Source organism: Streptomyces sp. GDS52, from assembly GCF_052246875.1.
In the GTDB taxonomy this organism is placed as follows: Bacteria; Actinomycetota; Actinomycetes; order Streptomycetales; family Streptomycetaceae; genus Streptomyces; species Streptomyces cathayae.
In genome coordinates, this window is the sequence record NZ_JBQQCR010000002.1 from 270762 (window position 1) to 292912 (window position 22151).

Annotated in this window: 16 protein-coding genes; 8 read left to right on the forward strand and 8 right to left on the reverse strand. The window is 71.4% G+C overall.

Annotation, left to right across the window (positions count from 1 at the left end; all coding sequences use genetic code 11):
- Positions 1 to 54: 54 nt before the first annotated feature.
- The 3 genes from ACTWJ9_RS31740 to ACTWJ9_RS31750 all read right to left on the reverse strand — a co-directional run bounded on the left by ACTWJ9_RS31740 (position 55) and on the right by ACTWJ9_RS31750 (position 2349).
- Complete coding sequence (locus ACTWJ9_RS31740) at positions 55 to 759, reverse strand: HD domain-containing protein (protein WP_443296068.1); 705 nt, start codon at positions 757 to 759, stop codon at positions 55 to 57.
- Complete coding sequence (locus ACTWJ9_RS31745; protein ID WP_443296069.1) at positions 756 to 1952, reverse strand: 4-hydroxybenzoate 3-monooxygenase; 1197 nt, start codon at positions 1950 to 1952, stop codon at positions 756 to 758. The genes ACTWJ9_RS31740 and ACTWJ9_RS31745 overlap by 4 nt, the downstream gene beginning before the upstream one ends.
- 205 nt (positions 1953 to 2157) lie before the next feature.
- On the reverse strand, positions 2158 to 2349 hold the full coding sequence (locus ACTWJ9_RS31750) for a hypothetical protein (RefSeq protein WP_443296070.1): 192 nt from the start codon (positions 2347 to 2349) through the stop codon (positions 2158 to 2160).
- Positions 2350 to 2376: 27 nt separating this feature from the next.
- Here ACTWJ9_RS31750 and ACTWJ9_RS31755 point away from each other — a divergent pair, with 27 nt between their 5' ends.
- Genes ACTWJ9_RS31755 through ACTWJ9_RS31765 form a run of 3 tightly spaced genes read left to right on the forward strand, consistent with a single transcriptional unit; the run spans position 2377 to position 6515 of the window.
- On the forward strand, positions 2377 to 2997 hold the full coding sequence (locus tag ACTWJ9_RS31755) for an SDR family NAD(P)-dependent oxidoreductase (RefSeq protein WP_443296072.1): 621 nt from the start codon (positions 2377 to 2379) through the stop codon (positions 2995 to 2997).
- A gap of 31 nt (positions 2998 to 3028) precedes the next feature.
- On the forward strand, positions 3029 to 4243 hold the full coding sequence (locus ACTWJ9_RS31760; RefSeq protein WP_387035351.1) for a serine hydrolase domain-containing protein: 1215 nt from the start codon (positions 3029 to 3031) through the stop codon (positions 4241 to 4243).
- 19 nt (positions 4244 to 4262) lie between these two features.
- On the forward strand, positions 4263 to 6515 hold the full coding sequence (locus ACTWJ9_RS31765) for a cytochrome P450 (RefSeq protein WP_279337715.1): 2253 nt from the start codon (positions 4263 to 4265) through the stop codon (positions 6513 to 6515).
- Between the two features lie 78 nt (positions 6516 to 6593).
- Here ACTWJ9_RS31765 and ACTWJ9_RS31770 read toward each other — a convergent pair whose 3' ends face one another.
- Complete coding sequence (locus tag ACTWJ9_RS31770) at positions 6594 to 7178, reverse strand: TetR/AcrR family transcriptional regulator (protein ID WP_279337714.1); 585 nt, start codon at positions 7176 to 7178, stop codon at positions 6594 to 6596.
- 421 nt (positions 7179 to 7599) lie between these two features.
- Between ACTWJ9_RS31770 and ACTWJ9_RS31775 the strand changes: the two genes are divergently transcribed.
- Together ACTWJ9_RS31775 and ACTWJ9_RS31780 are read left to right on the forward strand one after the other, a co-directional pair.
- Positions 7600 to 9096 carry a glucose/sorbosone family PQQ-dependent dehydrogenase gene (locus ACTWJ9_RS31775; protein WP_279337713.1) on the forward strand — a complete coding sequence of 499 codons (1497 nt, stop codon included), beginning with the start codon at positions 7600 to 7602 and terminating at the stop codon, positions 9094 to 9096.
- Positions 9097 to 9694: 598 nt separating this feature from the next.
- On the forward strand, positions 9695 to 10609 hold the full coding sequence (locus ACTWJ9_RS31780) for a YceI family protein (RefSeq protein ID WP_279337712.1): 915 nt from the start codon (positions 9695 to 9697) through the stop codon (positions 10607 to 10609).
- 42 nt (positions 10610 to 10651) lie between these two features.
- Here ACTWJ9_RS31780 and ACTWJ9_RS31785 read toward each other — a convergent pair whose 3' ends face one another.
- Positions 10652 to 11920, reverse strand: a complete 1269-nt coding sequence (locus tag ACTWJ9_RS31785; RefSeq protein ID WP_443296075.1) for an NAD(P)/FAD-dependent oxidoreductase — start codon at positions 11918 to 11920, stop codon at positions 10652 to 10654.
- A 178-nt stretch (positions 11921 to 12098) separates the two neighbouring features.
- Between ACTWJ9_RS31785 and ACTWJ9_RS31790 the strand changes: the two genes are divergently transcribed.
- Both ACTWJ9_RS31790 and ACTWJ9_RS31795 read left to right on the forward strand, forming a co-directional pair.
- Positions 12099 to 13730, forward strand: a complete 1632-nt coding sequence (locus ACTWJ9_RS31790) for a PucR family transcriptional regulator (protein WP_279337710.1) — start codon at positions 12099 to 12101, stop codon at positions 13728 to 13730.
- A 69-nt stretch (positions 13731 to 13799) separates the two neighbouring features.
- Positions 13800 to 14297, forward strand: a complete 498-nt coding sequence (locus tag ACTWJ9_RS31795; protein WP_279337709.1) for a carboxymuconolactone decarboxylase family protein — start codon at positions 13800 to 13802, stop codon at positions 14295 to 14297.
- Between the two features lie 117 nt (positions 14298 to 14414).
- On the opposite strand, the gene ACTWJ9_RS31800 is transcribed toward ACTWJ9_RS31795, so the two are convergent.
- Positions 14415 to 17789 carry a pyruvate carboxylase gene (locus tag ACTWJ9_RS31800; protein ID WP_388707681.1) on the reverse strand — a complete coding sequence of 1125 codons (3375 nt, stop codon included), beginning with the start codon at positions 17787 to 17789 and terminating at the stop codon, positions 14415 to 14417.
- Between the two features lie 162 nt (positions 17790 to 17951).
- Entirely contained in the window at positions 17952 to 19412 is a 1461-nt protein-coding gene (locus tag ACTWJ9_RS31805) for a metallophosphoesterase family protein (RefSeq protein WP_279337707.1), read from the reverse strand.
- Positions 19413 to 19754: 342 nt separating this feature from the next.
- On the opposite strand from ACTWJ9_RS31805, the gene ACTWJ9_RS31810 reads away from it, so the two are divergent.
- Entirely contained in the window at positions 19755 to 21233 is a 1479-nt protein-coding gene (locus ACTWJ9_RS31810) for a glutamate--cysteine ligase (protein WP_279337706.1), read from the forward strand.
- 74 nt (positions 21234 to 21307) lie between these two features.
- On the opposite strand, the gene ACTWJ9_RS31815 is transcribed toward ACTWJ9_RS31810, so the two are convergent.
- A complete protein-coding gene (locus ACTWJ9_RS31815; RefSeq protein WP_388707678.1) occupies positions 21308 to 22030 on the reverse strand; it encodes an FAD binding domain-containing protein in 723 nt (240 codons plus the stop codon).
- Positions 22031 to 22151 lie beyond the last annotated feature (121 nt).

Genomic DNA, 22151 nt, shown 5'->3' on the forward strand with positions numbered 1-22151 from the left:
GCGGGCCGTGCCCCGCACGGGCACGGCCCGTCGGCCGGAGGTTCCCCGCCCGTCTCAGCCGAGCGCGATCCGCTGGGGCGTGCTGTCGATCGTCGCGACCGCGGCGAGGGCGCGGGCCATGGTGCGGGCGGTGTCGGTGAACAGGTGGTCGTGGACCCGGCTGCCGATCAGCGTGTGCGCCTGCTCGCGGGTCAGCCCGAACCAGTCCATGACGGTGTCCACGCCGTGCGGGGTGAGCCGCCAGAGCTTGTCGGCGTCCTTGACCAGCGAGTCGTTGAGGGAGAGCGCGGTGAGCCGGGTGTCGTGGCCGTCGATGATCTCGACGATCTCGGCCGTCCGCGCGGGATCGTGGCCGAGCCGGGCGAGGATGTCCGCGGCGATCGCGGCGCCCTCCTTCTCGTGGCGCAGGACGAGGTCGCGGCGGCCCCCGCCGGGACGGATGGCCTCGAGAACCTCGTCCTCGGGCACCTTCGACCAGCCGGTGTCGTGGAGGATGATCGCGGGCAGCACGACATCGCGGTCGGCACCGGAATGCAGGTCGCACAGGGCCGCGGCGAGGCCGTAGGAGTAGGCGGTGTGGCCGTCGTTGCTCCGCACGTGGAGGTGGTCGACGGCCAGGCGCCACACGGCGTCGTCCTCGGGCCGGAAGCCCGCGGTACCGGGCACGCCGGCGCGGTCGGGCAGATGGCCGGTGACGTCCGTGCCGAGCTGGTTGGCGGTGGGGCTCTGACGGGGCAGTGCCGTGTTCATCTCGTTCATCGTCCTTCCGGCCAGCCGGTGTAGGCCTCGGCGAGGTAGGTCGAGCCCGCGGTCGAGCCGGTCACCGCGGCCAGTTCGCCCTCCTGGCGCCGGACGTCGAACGGGCCGGCCCCCGGCAGCGTGTGCAGCATCGTGGTCATCCAGTAGGAGAAGTGCTGGGCCTTCCAGACCCGGCCGAGGGCCCGCTCGCTGTAGGTCGCCAGCGGGGCGGTGTCACCGCTCGCGACCGCCCGCTCGAGTTCCTCGGCCAGTACCCGTACGTCGGCCAGGGCCAGGTTGAGGCCCTTGGCGCCGGTCGGCGGCACGGTGTGCGCGGCGTCGCCGGCGAGCACCAGCCGGCCGTGGTGCATCGGCTCCTGGACGAAGCTGCGGAACGGCAGCACGGTCCTGGAGGTGATGGGCCCCTCCTTGAGCGTGTGGCCGTTGGCCCCGACGCGTGACTGGAGCTCCTCCCAGATCCGGTCGTCGGACCAGGTGGCGGCGTCCTCCGCCGGGTCGCACTGGAAGTACATCCGCTGGAGTGTCTCGGTGCGCTGGCTGATCAGCGCGAAGCCCCGCGGCGAGTGGTTGTAGATCAGCTCCGGCGCGCTGGGCGCCGCCTCGGTCAGGATGCCGAACCAGGCGAAGGGGTACTCGCGGAAGTACTGCGTGCGCCGCGCCTCCGGCACCTCGCGGCGGCACAGGCTGCGCGATCCGTCGGCGCCCACCAGGAAGTCGGCGCGCACCTCGTGGCGGGTGCCGTCGGCGTCGGTGAACCGCATGACCGGGGAGTCGGAGGTGAGGCCGTCGACCGTGACGTCGGTGACGCCGAACCGGACGTCGCCGCCGTCGCGTTCGCGGGCGTCGGCGAGATCGATGAAGACGTCGGTCTGGGGGTAGAGCTGGGTCGAGGCGCCGACCAGTCCCTGGAAGTCGATGCGGTGGCCGCCCCCGCCGAACGCCAGCTCGATGCCGTCGTGGCGGTAACCGTCGCGGTGCACCCGGTCCGAGACGCCGGTGCCGACCAGCAGGTCGACCGAGTCCTGTTCGAGGATCCCGGCGCGGTGGGTCTCCTCGATCTCCCGGCGGCTGCGCAGGTCGATCGCGACGGAATCGATCCCGGCCCGGGCGAGCAGGTGGGAGAGCATCAGGCCGGCGGGGCCGGCCCCGACGATGCCGATCTGTGTACGGCTGTGAATGCGCGAGGAGGACATGGGCGACATTCTGCGTCCGTCCGAGCCGCCCGGCCAGAACCCTCTTCCGCCCAGTGGAATCGAACCAGGGCACCCCGTCGGTCCGAACCATCGGATCCCGGCACCGGACAACCCCTCGAGAACCAAACCTAGACAGGTGTCAAATTCTTGGTTAGGTTGACCGGACTTCACCGCCAGCAGGCAGGACCTGCCCTGAATCGGCAGGTCACACCTCAACGACGAGGGGATCGACTATGGAACTCGACGGCAGGATCGCGGTCGTCACCGGTGCGGCTTCGGGCATGGGCCTGGCCGCTGTGAAGGCCCTGGCGGGAGCCGGTGCCACGGTGTACGGCAGGATCTGCGGCAGGAGGACCTCGACCGCGAGCTCGCCGGTCTGGAGCGGGTCCGGGGCCATGCCGCGGACGTCTCCGACTCCGCCGCCGTGAACCGCGTCTTCGACCGGGTCCGGGAGGATCACGGCCGCCTGCACGTCCTCGTGAACGCCGCCGGTGTCGCCACGCCGAACAAGGCCGGGCAGGCGTGGGTGGACGGGATCAACCAGAGGATGACCGAGTCCTTCAAGAGCGGCGAGCCCTACCACCCCGAGTTCCTGGACGGCATCTCCGACGAGGACTTCGACCGCGTCGTCGCGATCAACCTCAACGGCACCTTCTACACGATCCGTGCCGCCGTACCGCTGATGAAGGAGAGCGGCAGCGGCTCGATCGTCAACTTCGCCTCCGTCGCGGGGCTCATCGGCCTGCCGATGCCCGCCTACTACCCGGCGTCCAAGGCCGCGGTCGTGGGCCTCACCAAGGCGGTGGCGGCGGAGCTCGCCCCCTTCGACATCCGGGTCAACGCGCTGGCCCCGGCCGGCATCAGGACGGCCATGCTCACGGCGTCCGGCGACGACCACGTCCAGGCACTGCTCTCCCTCCAGCCGCTGAAGCGTCTGGCCGAGCCCGACGAGATCGGCCGGACGGTCCTCTTCCTCGCCTCCGACGCGGCGGGCCACTACACCGGTCAGACCCTGGCGCCCTCCGGCGGCGCCCTCATGCTCTGACCCCCATCGACAACCGGACGGAGAAGATCCAGTGCAGCACACCGAGGCCCCGAAGCCCGCGGTCGCCCTCACCGGGGCGCCCGGCGTCGAGCGCCGCTTCCTCGAGGTCCTGGACGAGACCATCCGCGCGGACATCGAGAGCGGCGCCTACCACGGGGCGAACGTCATCGTGGCCCGCCACGGCGAGATCGCCCTGCGCGGCAGCTACGGGCTGGCCGACGCCCGAACCGGCCGCCCGACCCGGCGCGACGACGTCTACCGCATCCTGTCCATGTCCAAGGGCTTCACCAACGCCCTGGTCTTCCGGGCCCTCAGCGAGGGCAGGCTGATGCTGTCGACCCGCGTCGTCGACCTCATCCCCGAGTTCTTCGGCACCGAGCCGTTCCGCGCGGCGCGCAAGGACCGGATCAACCTCGCCCACCTGCTCACGCATCGCGCCGGCCTGCCCGCGACGCCCAACCCGGGGCTGGGCCCGGAGGGTTTCGCCGTACTCGCCGATGTCATCGAGGCGCTGGGCGGCGTCGACGTCGTGCACGAACCGGGCACGAACCTGAACTACTCGGCGGCCATCAACCACGCGCTGATGGGCGAGATGGCCCGCCGCGCCTACGGTGCCGACTCGTTCCGGGAACTCGTGCAGGAGAAGGTCTTCGGCCCCGTCGGCATGACGCACACCAGGTTCGGGATGCCCGCCGAATGGCGTGACCTGGGCGTTCCGCTGAAGGTCATCGTCGCCAACGACTCCTGGCTCAAGCCCGAGGACATCGAGTGCCTCAACGAGGTCATCGACCGCGAGGACGCCGAGATGCCCTGGGTCGGCGCGGTGTCCACCATCGACGACGTCTTCGCGTTCACCGAGATGCTGCGGAACAAGGGGCGCACCGGTTCCGGGGAGCAGCTCATCGGTGAGTCGGTGCTGGACTTCGCCACGACCAACCAGACCGGCGACCAGATCAACGACCTCTACGGCATGGTCGCCGCCGCCCGCAAGTGGGACCTCCCGCCGGGCAACATGGGCCTGGGCATGGCCCTCGCCGGCACGGGGACGCACGCCCGTTTCTTCGGCCCGTTCGTCTCGCCGCGCACCTTCGGCTCCTACGGCGCCGGTTCGTCCCTGCTGTGGGTGGACCCGGTCTCGGGCATGTCCTTCTGCTTCCTCTCCTCCGGAGTGATGGACGAGGGCGACAACGTCGCCCGCTTCCAGAAGCTCTCCTCGATCGCCGCCTCCGCGGCAACCAGCGTCTGACCCGCGAAAGGAGCAGGCCATGACGTCACTGCAGGAAGAGGCCCGTCCCATGGGCCGCTGCCCCGTCGCCCACGGTTTCGACGCGATGGGTGACGACTACTACCGGGACCCGGCCGCTCATCTGGCCACGGTCCGGGACACCTCGCCGGTGTTCTGGTACCCGCACCTGAACGCGTGGATCGTCACGCGGCGGGAGGACTGCCTCACCGTCCTGTCGGACTGGCAGACCTACTCCTCGGCCGCCAACTCGGCCGCGGACGTGCCGGCCAAGCACCGGGAGGTCTACCCGCCGGACCTCGTCTCCAAGATGATCGTGGGGCAGGACCCGCCCGGGCACACCGAGACGCGGTCCGTGGCGCAGCGGGGCTTCGTCAAGGAGCGCATGGACCGGCTGCAGCCCGAGATCGAGGCCAGGGCGCACCGCATCATCGACCGGTTCGAGAGCAACGGCTGCGCGAACCTGCTCGAGGAGTACTCGCTGGAGCTGACCACCCAGACCATCATGGCGTTGCTGGGTCTCGGCCACGAACACGAGGCGATGCTGCGGCAGTTGCGCGACGACCTGTTCGCCGTGCTGTCGTCCGCGCACGAGCCGCTGCCCGAGCCGGCGCGGTCCGAGGTGTGGGACCGCTTCGTCGAGGCCAACCTGAAGCTGCGTGCCATCGTCGACGCGCGACGCGACTCCGATGCCGACGACATCATCTCCGTGATGGCGTCGGCCCGGGCCAAGGACGGCTCGTACGCGCTGCCCACGCCCCAGATCGCCCTGCACGTCTCCGAGTTCGCCGCGGCCGGCACGGACACCACGGCCCAGGCCATGACCAACGCGGTGCTCTTCCTGTCCCAGAACCCGCAGGCGCTCGAGGACGCGCTCGCCGAACCGGAGCTCTGGCCCCGGGTCTTCGAGGAGACGCTGCGGCGGCGCCCGTCCTCGACGTTCACCTCGCGCCGGGTGACGCGGGACGTGGAACTGTCCGGTGTGCGCATCTCGGCCGGTGACATGGTGTGGGTCGCGCTGGCCTCGGCCAACACCGATCCCGAGCACGTCGAGCGGCCCTTCGAGTTCGACATCCACCGCCCCGACCCCACCGGTCACCTGGCCTTCACGGCCGGACGGCACACCTGTCTGGGCAACCCCCTGGCCCGTGTCCAGGGCGCCACGGGGCTGCGGGTGCTCTTCGAGCGGCTGCCGTCGCTGCGCCCGGAGGACACGGACGAGCTCGACTTCCTGCGCATGGCCCTGCTCCCGGTGCGCCGCTCCCTGCAGGTGCGCTGGGACGTCGCGGACGTCGAGCGTTCCCGGACGCGGACCGTGCGCACGCTCACCCTGGAGGTGACGGAGCGCACCGAGGCGTCGGAGGGCGTCGTCGCCCTGACCCTGAGCCATCCGGACGGCGGTGAACTGCCGCCGTGGAAGGCCGGGGCCCATGTCGACGTCCATGTGCCGGGCGGGGACGGTGAGCCGTGGGTGCGCCAGTACTCGCTGTCCTCCGACCCAAAGGACCGCACCTCCTACCGCATCGGCGTGCTGCGGGAGCAGGCCGGCCGGGGCGGGTCGGCCGCGGTGCACGACGCGCTGACGGTCGGGTCCCGGGTCACCGTGTCCTGGCCGCGCAACAACTTCCGGCTCCTGCCCTCGCCCCGCTACCTGTTCATCGCGGGCGGCATCGGTGTCACCCCGATCCTGCCCATGGTCCGGGAGGCCGAGCGGGCCGGCGCCGAGTGGGACCTCGTCTACGGTGGGCGCACGCACGCGTCGATGGCCTTCCGCGACGAGCTGGCCGCCCACGGCGACCGCGTCACGGTGGTCCCCCAGGACGAGCTCGGGCTGATCGACCTGCCCGGCCTGCTCGGTGAGGTGCGCGAGGGGACGCTCGTCTACGCGTGCGGCCCCGAGCCGCTGCTGCGGGCCGTGGAGGAGAACACCGCCCACTGGCCGAAGAACTCTCTGCGCCTGGAGCGGTTCGCCCCGAAGCCCGTGGTGCGGACCGTTCCCGACACACCGTTCCAGGTGGAGTTCGCCGAGTCCGGGACGGTCGTCGAGGTCGGCGCGGACGAGACGATCCTGGAGGCCGCCCAGAAGGCCGGACTCCCGGTGGTCTCCTCGTGCAGGACCGGTACGTGCGGCACCTGCGAGACGCCCATCGTCGATGGCCGGGCCGACCACCGGGACTCGATCCTCACCCCGTCGGAGCAGGAGGCCGACAGGACCATGCTGATCTGTGTGTCCCGGGCCGCGGCCGGCTGCCCCCGACTGGTGCTGGGCGGCTGACGCCGGGCCGCTCACTGCCTCCTCCCACTCCGTCGGGAAACCCGTTCACCGGGTTTCCCGACGGAGTCCTGTGTCCGGTCAGTCGGCGAACAGCTGGGCCCACTGCCGGGCCAGCGAGGTGAGGATCAGCTCCTCCCGCTCCTTGTGGCCGCGGATGTACAGGAAGTAGAAGTTGCGTTCCAGGCTCATCATCAGCGTGGTCATGTGCACTTCGCGTGCCACCCGCTCGTCCTCCGCCGCACCGTCCAGGTGGAGCGACGCGTGGGCCGACGAGACGCGCCGGATCAGGCCCAGCCACTCCTCGAGGACGTCCGGATCGATGGCCATGGCCTGGTTGACGGCCTCGAACTCGGTGGCGTAGCGCAGCCACATCTCACGGGCGGTGCCCAGCCACTCCCGCATGGCCTCGGGTGTGTGCCCCGGCATCCCGTCCAGTACGGCGTAGAGCTCGGCCACCTCGGCCTCGATCTCGGCCATGCGGGCCCTGATGATCTGGGACTTGCTGTTGAAGTACAGGTACAGATTGGCCCGGCTGCTGCCGGCCGCGGCCGCGATCTGGGCCATGGACGTGCGTTCGTACCCCTGTTCCTTGAAGAGGCGCAGGGCTTCGTCGACGAATCGCTGACGGGTGGCGATGCTCTTGGCCGTACGGTTCGTTGCCATGCGGAGCCCCCGGCTCACGAGGAGAAACGGTGGGTCACGGGGCACTCCTGGGCGGTCGGCTCGGCGGTACGGCACTGCCGGTGCAGTCTAGCCATCCGGGCGAACCACGATGCGGGGCGCTCCTTGCACTTCGATCGGGTGAACACCGGTGGCGCGCCCCTTGGGCGCCCCCGAAGCCTGGGTTTACCGCCGGGCCGGCCGCCGCGTACAGCGACACCCCGGCACTCCGGCCCTCAACTCGTCGAGTTGGAGCGGCTCTTCACGCCCACCCGGACGTCGACCGGGCGGGTTCTCGCGCATGTCCCGCCTCCCGGCCACGGCGCCCCGTCACCTGAACGGCAGAACGTCGCGACACCCGGAGTGCTGAATCGATTACTCCAAGCGATGCTCGGACAGGGGCGACCTCACTGGAAGGAACCACATGCACCACATACTGCGCGGGCCGGTGGCGACCGCACTCGTCCTGGCCCTCGGCGCCTCCCTCACCGGCGCCGCCGTCACCGGTGGAGACCCCTTGGGCGACTCGGACTCCGACGCCGTCTCCCCTCCCGCCCGCACCAGTACACCGCCCGCCCCTGGCATGTTCGCCAAGCGCGTCGTGGCCACCGGGCTGAACAACCCCTACGAGATCGTACGGGCCCCCGACGGGTCCCTGTGGGCCACCGAGAAGACCGGCAAAAAGGTCACCCGGGTCGATCCGAAGACCGGTGCCAAAACCACCCTGCTCAGCCTGCCGCAGGCCGTCCACAGTGAGGGCGGGCAGGACGGTGTGCTCGGCCTCGCCATCGAGGAACGGCGCGGGACGGGCGAGGTGTACGCGTACCTCTCCTACACCAACGACATCGACCCCACCCCGGTCGTGCAGGCCCGCACCAAGATCGAGCGCTACACCTACGACCCCGTCCGGAAGCGGCTGCACAGCCCGAAGGCCGTCATCGCCGGCCTGCCGGCCGGCAACGACCACCAGTCGGCACGGCTGCGACTGGGTCCCGACGGCAAGCTGTACTACACCATCGGTGACCAGGGGGTGAACCAGTTCGGGAACACCTGCAAGCCCAGCTACGCCATGCGGCTGCCCACCGCCCACGAAGTCGAGGGCAGGGACTGGATCGCCTATCAGGGGAAGACCCTGCGGCTGAACACCGACGGCTCGGTCCCCTCGGACAACCCGGTCCTGGGCGGCGTGCGCAGCCACGTCTACACCTACGGACACCGCAACGCGCAGGGCCTGGCCTTCGGCCCCGACGGCACGCTCTACTCGAACGAGCAGGGCCCGAAGACCGACGACGAGATCAACATCCTGAAGAAGGGCGGCAACTACGGCTGGCCGAACGTCTCGGGCTACCGCGACGACAAGGCGTACGTCTACGCCAACTGGTCCGCCTCGTGGCCGACGCCGTGCGACGAGCTGACCTTCAGCAACTTCGAGATCCCCAAGACGGTCCCCGTCCAGCGGGAGACCGACTTCAAGCAGCCCTTCGTCCAGCCGGTCCACACCTTCGGCACCGTGGGCTCGGACTTCAACTTCCAGAACCCCAGGTGCGCGCGGGGCGAGGAGTGGTCCCTGTGCTGGCCCACCATCGCGCCCTCCAGCTTCGAGCACTACGGGACGTCCAGGAAGTCCGCCGAAGCCACCGGTAAGGGCATCCCGGGCTGGAACAACTCCCTGGTGATGACCACCCTCAAGGACGGCACCGTCTACCGCGTCGACCTCACGCCGGGAGGCCAGGGCGTCGGCAAGGTCACCGAGCTCCTCATGGAGCACAACCGCTTCCGTGACACGGAGTTCAGCGCCGACGGCAGGTCCCTCTTCGTCGTGACCGACTCCGCGGGCCCCGTCCGTGACGCGCAGGGCAGTCCGGTCTCCGACCCCCTGGAGAACCCGGGCGCGATCATCGAGTACCGCCTGCAGGGCTGAACCGGCGCCCCGGCCTGCCCGGTACGCCCTGCGGCACGCAGCCGTCCTCGCCCCGCCCGGTCACACCCCTCACAGACCGGGTCCGGGGCGAGGACCTTCGCCGTGCCGTGCGCCCGGTGGTCCCCTGTGCGCCGGCTCCGCGGGTTCCGTACTCGGGCTGTCCGGTCGATTCGCAGACGTGGACCGCCGGCCCGCGCGGTGTCGCCTCGTGGCGGACTTGGACCGCGGAACGCGCGAGAACTCATCGCTCCGGGCGACCCCGGCGGAGTGTGCGGATCGTGTGCATTGTTCACCGAAATCGCGAGTGACGCATGGACACTCCGACACGTTCCCACCATTTGCCGGAGCGGCACTGCAAAGAAGCACCCCTGAAAATCGGCACATCACCTTCCATAACACCACGCCCCCGATGGCTCACCCGGCACCGCACGGTGCCCGCGCCGACTTCGGGAACAGTCACTCTCCCCTTCCGACGGCTTTAGGATCGATGACAGGCCACCCCCTCGTCCTGATGCCCTGATTCCCTGGCTCTTGGCAGCCGCGAACGCGGTGTGCCGTACGGGCCAAGCGGAAACATGCGTGAAGAAAGGTGAACACCATGGTCCTCGGACTGCTGCGGCGCCTGCGTCCGCAGGGCGCCTCCGGCGCCGCGTCGGGCCTCTCGGTCCCCCTGCCGGCGGGCGCGGGGGCGTTCGGCTGCGAGGCCGTCGACGCCCTGGGGCGGCCGCTGGGCGCGACCGAGGTCACGGTGACCGAGCTGGACAGCCACCGCGTCGCGGCTCGCGGCACCACCGACCCGTACGGCTACTACATGGCGGCCCTGCCCCCGGGCAGGTACAGCGTGATGCTGACGGCGGAGGGTCTGTCACCCGCCCGCGAGAGCGTCGACATCGTCGCCGGGGTGGCTCTCGCCCCCGCACGCGTCGTGCTGGAGCCCGGACGCCGACTGGAGCTGCCGCCCGCCGGCACCTGGGTGTTCGACCCTCCGCACACCGCGATCCGGTTCATCGCCAAGCACGTGGGCATGGCTCATGTCCACGGCCGCTTCACGCGGTTCGAGGGCGGCATCCGGGTCGCGGAGGACATGGGCGACTCCCAGGTCTCGGTGCGCATCGACGCCTCCAGCATCTCGACGGGCAACCAGACCCGCGACAACCACCTGCGGTCGGCCGACTTCCTCGACGTCGAGAACTACCCGTACATCGACTTCGCCGGCACGCGGTTCGCCTACCACGGCGGCTCCAAGTGGACCGTGCACGGCACCCTCACGATGCACGGCACCACTCGCTCGGTGGGCCTCGACACCGAGTATCTCGGCACCGTGAACGGCGGCTACGAGCAGGAGCTGCGCTGCGCCGCCCTCGCCAGGACCGAGCTGCATCGCGAGGACTTCACCCTCAACTGGCGTTCCATGCTCGCCCGCGGCATCGCCGTCGTCGGGCCGACGATCCAGCTGGCGCTCGACGTACAGGCCATGTACCGGACCCACGACACACCGACCCCGCCCCACTAGGAACGGCGGGGCGGGTGTTCCCGCCCCGCCTCCGGCGGCGGGTCAGCGCAGCGGGTCGAACGGCGCGAGCTGCGCGGGACGTGCGCCGGTGACCATCGTCTCGGCGAGCAGCTCTCCGGTGGCCGGGCCGAGGGTGATGCCCCACATGCCGTGTCCGCCGGCGGCGAAGACCCGGGGTGAGCGGGTGGCCCCGATCAGGGGCAGTCCGTCGGTCGTGCAGGGGCGCGAGCCGACCCACTCGTCCTCGCGGGCGTCCAGGTCGGCGCCGCGCAGCAGCGGACGGGCCGCCTCGGCGATGGCGTTGATCCGGCGCGCGTCCAGGGGCGCTTCCGGCTTGCGGAACTCCATCATTCCGGCGACGCGCAGCCGGTCACCGAGCGGGGTGCAGGCGACGCGCTGGCCGGGGAAGTACACGGGGCCGGTCGGCACGTGCTCGATCGGGACGCTGAAGCTGTACCCCCGCCCGGCCTGCACCACGGAGCGGACCCCGAACTTCCTGGCGTGGCGGCCGAGCCAGGCTCCGGTGGCCAGGACCACCGCATCGAAGCGCCGGTCCTGGCCGTCACCGGTGCGGACGACGGCACCGGTGGCCGCGTCCCCCACATCGGTGACCTCCGTCCTCTCCCGGATCTCGCCGCCCCGGGCGCGGACCGCGTCGCCCAGGGCGTGCACGAAGTGTCCGGGGTCGATGTAGCGCTGGCCGTGCAGGCGGATCGCCGCGCCGATCTCGTCCGAGAGGGACGGCTCGATCCCCCGGGCCTCGTCGCCGTCGAGGACGTCGAACTCCATGCGCTGTCCGGCGGCGTGGATCTGCTCGAGTTCCTCCAGCAGGACCCGGCGTTCCGCTGCCGTGCGGTAGGCCGCGAGGAAGGACTTGGCGTCGAGGGTCCGCGCCTCGACGCCGCCTTCGGCCAGCGTGTCGAAGGCGGCCAGCGACAGGCTGTTGATGGGGACGAGCGCGCGCATCGCCCGCAGCCACCGTGTCGCGGTGCTGTTCCGGGCGAATCCCGCGAGGAACCTGAGCAGGCCGGGGTTGGCGCTGGGCGGGACGTAGACCGGGGAGGACGGGCTGAGGACCGCGCGTACGCCGTAGCTGAGGACCGCGGGCTCGGGCAGCGGTGTCGCCAGGCCGGGGGTCAGCCATCCGGCGTTGCCCCAGGAGGAGCCGGCGGCCACCCCGTCGCGGTCGTACACGGTGACGTCGACGCCTCGCTCCTGAAGGAACCAGGCAGTGGACAGTCCGACCATGCCGGCACCGACGACGGCGACGGAGCGGGGGCCGGAGTGCGCGGGCGAGGCGGGGCGGGTCATGCGGAACCTCTTCTCCAAGGCGGTGGTGTCTTCGATGGTGAGCCCGGGCCGTGCCGTTGTCTTTGTGCTGTACGGCCAATGGGGGCCTTGCACGTGGTGCGCCGGGAACCATGCCCCCGGGTCACAATGGGGGCATGACTCTGCTCATGAGCTGCTGCCGTCACGCCGCTGGGGGCCGATGATGATCACGGTCACCGATCTGGTGGATTCCCTGGGTGCCGGGTTCCTCCGTACCGTCGTGGCGGCCGGGGACGCCGAAGTGCACGACGTCGCCCTGGCCGAGCCCGGGGATGCCGTGGGGCAGCCGGGAGAGCTCGTCCTGGGGGTGGGCGTGGCCGACCGGGCCGGGGCCGTCGCCCTGCTGGAACGGGCCGCCCGGGCGGCGGCCGGGGGTGTCGTGCTCAAGGGCCCCTTCGCCGGTGATCCGCAGGTGGCCCGTGCCGCCCGCGAGCTGGCGGGCCCCGCGCTGGTCGAGCTGCAGCCGCACACCTCGTGGGCGCATGTCGTCTGGCTGCTGCGGGGCGTCATCGACCGGGCCTCCGCGCCCGACACCAGTCGCCTCGGCAGTCCCGGGCCGCACGTCGACCTGTTCGCGCTGGCCGACACGGCGGCCGAGATCATCGACGCGCCGGTGACGGTGGAGGACGCGCAGTCCCGGGTGCTCGCCTATTCCGCGCGGCAGGACACGACCGATCCGGCGCGCGTCTCCACCATCGTGGGCCGGCGTGTGCCCCCGGAGACCCTCACCCATTTCCGGGCCGGCGGTGTCTTCCGCAGGCTCGCCCGCTCCAGCGACCCCATCTGGACCCCGGCCGGCCCCGACGGCACCCTGCCCCGGCTGATCATCCCGGTACGGGCCGGCGGCGAGTGGCTCGGTTCGATCTGGGCGGTGGTCCGCTCCCCGGTCCCCCCGGAGCGTATCCGGGAGCTCAGCGACGTGGCCTCGGTCCTCGCCCTGCATCTGCTGCGGCTGCGCGCCGAGGCCGGTATCGCACGGCGGGTCTCGACGGGTCAGCTGCGGGTGACCCTGCGCGAGGGTGCCGCCACCGGCACCGGTCCGGGCGCCGCGTCCGCGCTGCCGGCGGGGCCCTGGCGGGTGGTGGCCTTCGGTTCCCCCGACGGGACCGACGTGCGCAGGCAACTGGATCTGTGGGAATCGGTGGCCCTCCGCTTCGGCTGGCACCAGCCCCTGCTGACCGATCTCGACGGACTGCTGTTCGGCCTGGTCGTCGAGCGGCCGCGGGGCAGACGCCCCGTCACCGCCGGGGGCATGGCCGATGCCGGTGCGGGCACCCTGGACTGGCTTCGGCATGTGCTGCGTGAGGTCCACGCCCACGACCCGGGCCTGTATGCCGCGACGGGCTGTACCGCCCGCTCCCCCGACCAGTTGCCCCGTGCCACCGCGGAGGCCGGCGAGCTCCACCGGCTGATCGGCGCCGGCCGGCTCCCGCTCCCCGGCCGGACGGGGCTCGTTCTGATGGAGGACGCCTGGGACACCGTCGTCGTGGAGCGTGCCACGGCGGCCGTCGGGATCGACGCGGGCCTGCTCGGCGGGCCGCTCGCCGCGTTGCGCGCGCACGACGAGGAGCACGGCACGCCGTACCGCGCGACGCTCGCGGCCTGGCTGGACCACTTCGGTGACCCGCAGAGCGCCGCGCGGCTGTTGCGGATCCATCCCAACACGCTGCGCTACCGGCTGCGCAAGCTCGACGAGGTGGCCCCGGTGGACCTGTCCTCGCCCCGGGTGCGGCTGGCGCTGCGGCTGCAGCTCACGGCGATGGGCGAGGGCCCGCGTCCGGCCGGCCACTGAAACTACATCCTTCAACAATCATGGATGATAGGAACAGAGGTTCAGACACCGCGCGGTGAAGGAGTTCATGTGACCCAGACGGCAGCGGAGACCACGGACCAGCGGGTGTTCGTCGACAAGCAGAGCCCGGCCGCCTATCGCGCACTGGCGTCCACGGCCGAGGCGGTGCGCAAGGTCGCGGCCGACGCCGGCCTGGACCGCGTCCTCGTCGAGCTGATCAACATCCGGGTCTCCCAGCTCAACTCCTGCGCGTTCTGCCTCAGTCTGCACACCACGCGGGCGCTGCGCGCCGGCGAGACCGCAGAGCGCCTGGGCGTGCTGGCCGCCTGGCGCGACACCGAACTGTTCCCTCCGCGCGAGCGCGCCGCGCTGGCACTCGCCGAGGCCACCACCCTGCCCACGGACGCCGACGCGCAGAGCTCCGCGTACGCGCTCGCGCGCTCCGTGCTGTCGGAGGACGAGATCTCCGCCGTGATCTGGGTGGCGATCACCATGAACGCCTTCAACCGGGTCTCCGTCCTGAGCAAGCACCCGGTGCGCCCCCGCACCGCGACACCGGCCGGCTGAACCCCCCGGGAACCCGCCGGCGCCGTCACCCCGGCCGCGCGGAGCGGGGGCCGGTCCCAGAACGGTGGACGTCCCCGCTCCCGTGCCGGGCGGGGACGTCCACCGTCTGCGGTCGGGTCAGGCGAGTTCCACCAGGAGGTCGCCGCCTTCCACCTGCTGGATGCGGTTGATGGCCAGCCGGCTCACCGTGCCGGACTTCGGGGCGGTGATCGCGGCTTCCATCTTCATCGCCTCGATGGTGGCCACCGTGGCCCCCGCGTCCACCTCGTCGCCCTCGGCGACCGCGAGGGTCACCACTCCGGCGAACGGCGCCGCGACATGGCCGGGATCGGTCCGGTCGGCCTTCTCGGTGACCGGGACCTCGGAGGCCGCCGCCCGGTCGCGGACCTGGATCGGCCGCAGCTGACCGTTCAGGGTGGACATCACCGTGCGCATGCCGCGCTCGTCGGCGTCGCCCACGGCCTGGAGTTCGATGAGCAGCCGCACCCCGGGGTCGAGGTCGACGGTGTACTCCTTGCCGGGGCGCAGCCCGTAGAAGAAGTCCTTGCTGTCCAGGACGCTGGTGTCGCCGAAGGACTGGCGGTGCGTGTCGAACTCCCTCGTGGGGCCGGGGAAGAGGAGCCGGTTGAGGGTCGGCCGGCGGTCCTTCGCCAGCCCCTCCCGGTCGTCGGCGGACAGGTCCTGGACGGGCTTGGCCTCGGCGCGGCCCCGCAGCGCCTTGGTCCGGAAGGGCTCCGGCCAGCCGCCGGGCGGGGTGCCCAGTTCGCCGCGCAGGAAGCCGATGACGGAGTCGGGGATGTCGAACCGGTCCGGATCCTGCTCGAAGTCCCGCGGGGAGACCCCGGCGCCCACCAGGTGCAGTGCCAGGTCACCGACCACCTTCGAGGAGGGGGTGACCTTCACCAGGCGGCCGAGCATCCGGTCGGCGGCGGCGTACATCGCCTCGATGTCCTCGAAGCGGTCGCCCAGGCCCAGGGCGATGGCCTGGGTGCGCAGGTTGGAGAGCTGCCCGCCGGGGATCTCGTGGTGGTAGACCCGGCCGGTGGGCGAGGCCAGGCCCGCCTCGAAGGGGGCGTAGACCTTGCGGACGCTCTCCCAGTACGGTTCGAGGTCGCCGACGGCCTGGAGGTCGAGGCCGGTGGGCCGCTCCGAGTGGTCGGTCGCCGCGACGATCGCCGACAGGGACGGCTGCGAGGTGGTGCCGGCCATGGACGCCACCGCCCCGTCGACCGCGTCCGCTCCGGCCTGGATCGCGGCGAGGTAGGTGGCGAGCTGACCGCCGGAGGTGTCGTGGGTGTGCAGGTGGACCGGCAGGTCGAACTCCCGGCGCAGGGCCGACACCAGGGTCGCCGCGGCGGGTGCCCGGAGCAGGCCGGCCATGTCCTTGACGGCCAGGACGTGCGCGCCCGCCTCGACGATCTGCTCGGCCAGGCGCAGGTAGTAGTCCAGGGTGTAGAGCCGCTCGGACGGGTCGGACAGGTCGGCGGTGTAGCACAGGGCGACCTCCGCGACGGCCGTCCCGGTCTCGCGTACGGCGTCGATGGCGGGCCGCATCTGGCTGACGTCGTTCAGCGCGTCGAAGATGCGGAAGACGTCGATGCCGGTGGCCGCCGCCTCCTGGACGAAGGCGTCGGTCACCCCGGTCGGGTACGGCGTGTAGCCCACGGTGTTGCGGCCGCGCAGCAGCATCTGCAGACAGATGTTCGGTACGGCTTCCCGCAGGGCGGCCAGGCGCTCCCACGGGTCCTCGGCGAGGAAGCGCAGGGCGACGTCGTAGGTGGCACCGCCCCAGCACTCCAGGGAGAGCAGTTCGGGCAGGGTGCGTGCCACCACCGGGGCGACGGCGAGCAGGTCCTTGGTGCGGACCCGGGTGGCGAGCAGCGACTGGTGGGCGTCGCGGAAGGTGGTGTCGGTGACGCCGACGGTCGGTGAGGCGCGCAGCCAGCGGGCGAAGCCCTCGGGGCCGAGTTCGGTGAGCCGCTGCCGGGACCCGGCCGGCGGCTCACCGGCGGGCAGCCGGGGCAGCTTGGTCAGCGGGTCGATCAGCTCGGGCCGTTCGCCGTGCGGCTTGTTCACCGTGACGTCGGCGAGGTAGGTCAGCAGCTTCGTGCCGCGGTCGGCGGAGTGGCGTGCGGTGAGCAGGTGCGGACGCTGCTCGATGAACGACGTGGTGACCTGTCCGGCCTGGAACTCCGGATCGTCCAGCACGGCCTGCAGGAAGGGGATGTTCGTGGCGACGCCGCGGATGCGGAACTCGGCCACGGCGCGCCGGGCCCGGTTGACCGCGGTGGTGAAGTCCCGGCCCCGGCAGGTCAGTTTCACCAGCATCGAGTCGAAGTGGGCGCTGATCTCCGTACCGGCGTGGGTGGTGCCGCCGTCCAGGCGGATGCCGGAGCCGCCGGGTGAGCGGTAGGCGCTGATCCGCCCGGTGTCGGGGCGGAAGCCGTTGGCCGGGTCCTCGGTGGTGATGCGGCACTGCAGCGCGGCGCCCCGCAGGGTGATGTTCTCCTGGGCGAGACCGAGGTCGGCCAGCGTCTCACCGGCGGCGATGCGCAGTTGCGCCTGCACCAGGTCGACGTCGGTGACCTCTTCGGTCACGGTGTGTTCGACCTGGATGCGCGGGTTCATCTCGATGAAGACGTGGTTCCCGTCGCGGTCGACGAGGAACTCCACGGTCCCGGCGTTGCGGTAGCCGATCCGGCGGGCGAAGCGCACGGCGTCGGCGCAGATCCGGTCCCGCAGTCCCGGGTCGAGGTTCGGCGCGGGCGCGAGTTCGATCACCTTCTGGTGGCGGCGCTGCACCGAGCAGTCGCGCTCGAACAGGTGGATGACGTTGCCCTCGCCGTCGGCGAGGATCTGCACCTCGATGTGGCGGGGCTCGACCACGGCCTTCTCCAGGAAGACCGTGGGGTCGCCGAACGCGGACTCGGCCTCCCGGGAGGCGGCCTCGATGGCCTCCCGCAGCTGGGCGGGGGCCTCCACGCGGCGCATTCCGCGCCCGCCGCCGCCGGCGACCGCCTTGACGAACACGGGGAAGCCGATGCCGTCGGCGGCACGGACGAGTTCGTCCACGTCGGTGGAGGGCGCCGAGGACCCCAGCACCGGCACGCCCGCCTCACGGGCCGCGGCCACCGCGCGGGCCTTGTTCCCGGTCAGTTCGAGGATCTGTGCGTTCGGTCCGACGAACGTGATGCCCGCGTCCTCGCAGGCGAGGGCCAGCTCGGGGTTCTCGGACAGGAATCCGTACCCCGGGTAGACGGCGTCGGCTCCCGCCCGGCGCGCCGCGCCGATGATCTGCTCCACGGAGAGGTAGGCCCGTACCGGATGCCCCGGCTGCCCGATCTCGTACGCCTCGTCCGCCTTGAGCCGGTGCAGCGAGTTGCGGTCCTCGTGCGGAAAGACCGCGACGGTTCGGGCGCCCAGCTCGTAGCCCGCGCGAAACGCCCGAATCGCGATCTCACCACGGTTGGCTACCAGCACCTTGCGGAACATTCTTGATCCCTTCAGCCTGCCGGGTGACGAAGACCATGGTGTCGGTGCCGCGCCCACTACGCCATGTGAGCCGGGCCACTCACCGACGCCTCCGGAACCGGGACGGGACGTCACGCCGACGGCGGAGATGCCGTGAGACATCTCCGCCGTCGTTCGCGTCCTTCAGTGGCAGGTGAATGCCTTGTTGGCGGTGCTCGCGCTCAGGGTGCAGGTCTGACCGCGGACAGCACCGGTCGGGTCGTGAGAGGTGAGGTCCCAGGTCGCGCCGTTGTCGCGCAGGAGCCCGTACCCGAAGACCCCTCCCTGGGTGATCGACTGGTGGACGGGCTGCGGCGGTGTACCGACCGGTTGTCCGACGACGCCTGCGTCGTTCGGGCCCTGGTCCAGTGGTGTTCCGCCCGAGAAGCCCACGGTCACCTGGGGCGGGCGTGCGGTGTCGAAGTCGATCATCTGGTAGAGGTGGACGTGACCCGACAGCACCATGCGGATGTTGTCCTCCAGCCGGCCCAGGGTCGTGTCGGCGACGGCTTCGTCGAGGACACGGGTCACCGATCGGGCCGGAGGGCCGGCCAGTCTCACCATCCACAGCGGTTTGTGGGTGAACACGAAGTAATCGTGGGTGGGGTGCTGCCGCGCGGCCTGGTTCACGGTGTCGAACTGCGCGGTGTAGAGCGCCCGCTGCGTCGTGCTCCCGTTGTCGGCCGGGTCGGCGAACGAGGAGTCCACGGAGAGGAGGTTCAAAGTGCCCGCGCGGATCTCCACGGGCGCGGTGTAGGGACTGCACGATCCGTCGGCGCGGAGGTCGTCGGCGAGGTAGCGGAACCACGCGCCGCCCGCGCCGCCCTGCTGTGCGGGGTTGCAGTCCTCGTGGTTGCCTCGGGTCAGTGCGACCGGTGCCGTGGCCAGCAGTGTCTCCGCCGGTCTGAGGAAGTCGGCGACGACGCACGGCCAGCTGAATCTGTCCGCCTGCGTGGTGCAGCCCGGATTGGCCGCCGTGTCGTTCGCCTGGCTCGGGTCCTCACGGTAGAGGTAGTCGCCGACATGGATCACGAGGTCCGGCCGGGTCACCGTGGCGGCGCTGTCCGCGATCCGCGGGAACGGCCAGCCGGTCTGGTGGTTCGCGCAGTCCTGGTCGGGGCCCGCCGTCGTGACCCGGCAGCCGGTGTCGCCGATGACGCCGATGGTGCCGGGGCGTGTGGTGTCGGTCCAGTTCGGCAGGGGGAGCCGGCGGTTCGCGGGGTGCACCACGGCCGCCTGGACCGTCGATTGCTGGAGCACCGCGTCAAAGGCTCCGAGCGGCACGCCCAACTCGCACACGGTGGTGGGGAACTGCGACGACCCCGGGGTGCTCACCCGGTGCATCGGGAAGGAACCCCTGGTCGTGCCCACGGTGTAGCGCACGGTGGGGCAGGTGAGGGTGGTGTCGGTGGTCACGTAGCGGATCTGGGTGCCGCGACTGGTCAGTTGGGTCCATGCCCACGCTTCGCTGCTGGGCCCGGCCCCTGGTGGAGGGGGTGGTTTCGGCCCTCCGCCGGGGGGTGCGGTCCCTGCGAGGGCCGCCCCGGCCGAGAGCGCCGCGGTCAGCACGCTCATCAGGGCGAGGACGACCGTCCGGTGCATCATGTTCGCGTTTCTCCGTTCGAGAGCCCTGGACGCCGGCCCGTCCCGTTGCCGAGGGTCATACCGGAGATGCTCACCGAGGCCTCCGGCCGACGCACGGCGACCGGAGCGAACGGCGTACGCAGGGTGCTGCCGCACCCTCGCCGGCACGATCGGCGCAGGGCGCGGCGCCGGGACACGGAGGTCGAGGGGGCGGAAGCCGGGTGCCGGAGGTACCCCGTACAGGTACCGGGCACCTGGATTTCCCGGTGCGTCCCGTCCCGTCTGGTCGGAGTCGCCCGGTGGTGCGACGCTGGGTGGAGAGGTGTCTGAGGACGGGAAGCCGGGAGGCCGGGAGGCAGAGCGATGGGACGCGACGTCCCGGCGTTGGTGTTCACCCGTGAGGACCGCCGCCGGTACCGGATCAAGATGCAGGAGTGCCTCGACACGTTCGCGCAGATGCTGCGCGAGGAACGATTCGAGTCCGAGCGGCCCCAGGTGGGGCTGGAGATCGAGCTGAACCTGGTCGACGACCGGGCGGAGCCGGTGATGCGCAACATCGACGTGCTCGACGTGATCGCGGACCCCGCCTGGTCCACGGAACTGGGCCGGTTCAACCTGGAGATCAACGTGCCGCCCCGCCAGCTGACGGCGGGTGGCCCGGACTCCTGGGAGTCCGAGATCCGCGCCGCGCTGAATCACGCGGAGCGACGCGCGAAGTCGGTCGGCACCCATCTGATCATGACCGGCATTCTGCCGACCCTGCGGCAGGAGGACGTGGGCGAGTCGGCGCTGTCGGAGAACCCGCGCTACCGGCTGCTCAACGACCAGATCTTCGCGGCCCGGGGCGAGGACCTGCGCATCGAGGTGGACGGCGTCGACCGGCTGCGGACCTACGCGGACACGATCACCCCCGAGGCCGCGTGCACCAGTACCCAGTTCCACCTCCAGGTGTATCCGGAGCAGTTCGCCGACTACTGGAACGCGGCGCAGTCGATCGCGGGGGTCCAGACCGCCCTGGCGGCCAACTCACCCTTCCTCTTCGGCAAGGAGCTGTGGCACGAGACCCGCATTCCGCTGTTCGAGCAGGCCACCGACACCCGCCCGCAGGAGATCAAGGTGCAGGGGGTGCGCCCCCGGGTCTGGTTCGGGGAGCGGTGGATCAACAGCGTCTTCGACCTCTTCGAGGAGAACCTGCGGTACTTCCCGGCGCTGCTCCCCCTGTGCGACGAGCAGGACCCCGCCGAGACGCTGGACCGCGGCGACACCCCCGAACTGGGCGAGCTGACCCTGCACAACGGCACCATCTACCGCTGGAACCGCCCGGTCTACGCCATCGCGCACGACAAGCCGCATGTCCGGGTGGAGAACCGGGTGCTGCCGGCCGGCCCCACCGTGGCCGACACGCTGGCCAACGGCGCCTTCTACTACGGGCTCACCCGTGCCCTGGTGGAGGAGGAACGGCCCGTGTGGTCACGGATGTCGTTCTCGGCCGCCGAGGAGAACCTGCACACGGCGGCACGGCACGGCATCGAGGCCCGGCTGTACTGGCCCGGGATGGGCGAGGTGCCGGTGCCCGAACTCGTGCTGCGGCGGCTGCTGCCGCTGGCACACCGCGGGCTGGAGCTCTCCGGCATGGACGAGGTCTGGCGGGAGCCGCTGCTCGGCATCATCGAGCAGCGGTGCGTCACCGGGCGCAACGGGGCGGTGTGGCAGAAGGAGATGTTCCACCACATCGACGCCTCGGCCCGCTGCGGCCGCCATGAGGCCCTGCGCCGGATGACGCAGCTGTACATCGACTACATGCACCTCAACGCCCCGGTGCACACCTGGCCCGTCGACTGACGCGGGCCCCCGCACCCCCTCTCATGGCCGGCTGAAGCGTCGAGCCGTCGGTGCCCCGTCGGCCGTCGGTGCCGTCAGCCGTCGGTGGCCCGGACGAGGATTTCGGACACCTCCCGGCGCACCACGTCGCGGGGCGCCGGGGGGAGCGAACCGAGATCCGTGCGCTCCAGGGCGTCCAGCACCTCGTCCGGGCCGGCCGCGCACTCCGTGCTCCCGCCGGTCACCTCGTAGCCGTCACGGACGGCGACGCGGACACGGCGCCGTCCGTCACCCTCGGTGTGCACGGCGGTGGCGACGACCAGCGGCGGCGGTCCGCCCACCTCGCCGGGCGCCTTGTGGTACCCGCTCGCCACGGGGTCGCGCCAGCGCAGGCTGAGCAGCAGGTGGCGCTTGGCCACCACCTCGGCCAGATCGGTCTCGTAGGTTCCGTCCCGGTCCAGCACGGTGGCGCGCGCGTCCAGGACGAGCGCCGCCGGCAGCAGGCAGCGCAGGGTGCTGCCCACGATGTTGCCGCCGACCGTGGCCGTCCGGCGCACGGCGCCGGTGCCCACGGTGGCGGCCGCGCCGCGCAGGACCTCCGGCACCCGGTCGTCGATCCGGTGCAGCAGAACGGCCGCGCCCAGGGCCTCACGCTCGAGCACGTTGGCCTCCGGGAGGCCGCGCAGGGACATCGCCTGCTCGGGGAAGCCGTCCCGCTGCCAGAGTGCCCACACGAGGGTGGCTCCGCCGACGGGCACCGCTCCCTCAGCCATGCAGTTCCGTGCTTCGGACAGGGATGTGGGCAGACGCAACAGCACGGCGGTCGACCTGCTTTCCTCTGCTTCGGCGGAAGGAACCGGGGACTCCGCACATGATCACGGACACTGCATTCTCCGTACGGCCACGGGGGCGCGTACAGGGCTCACGCATGCACCGTGT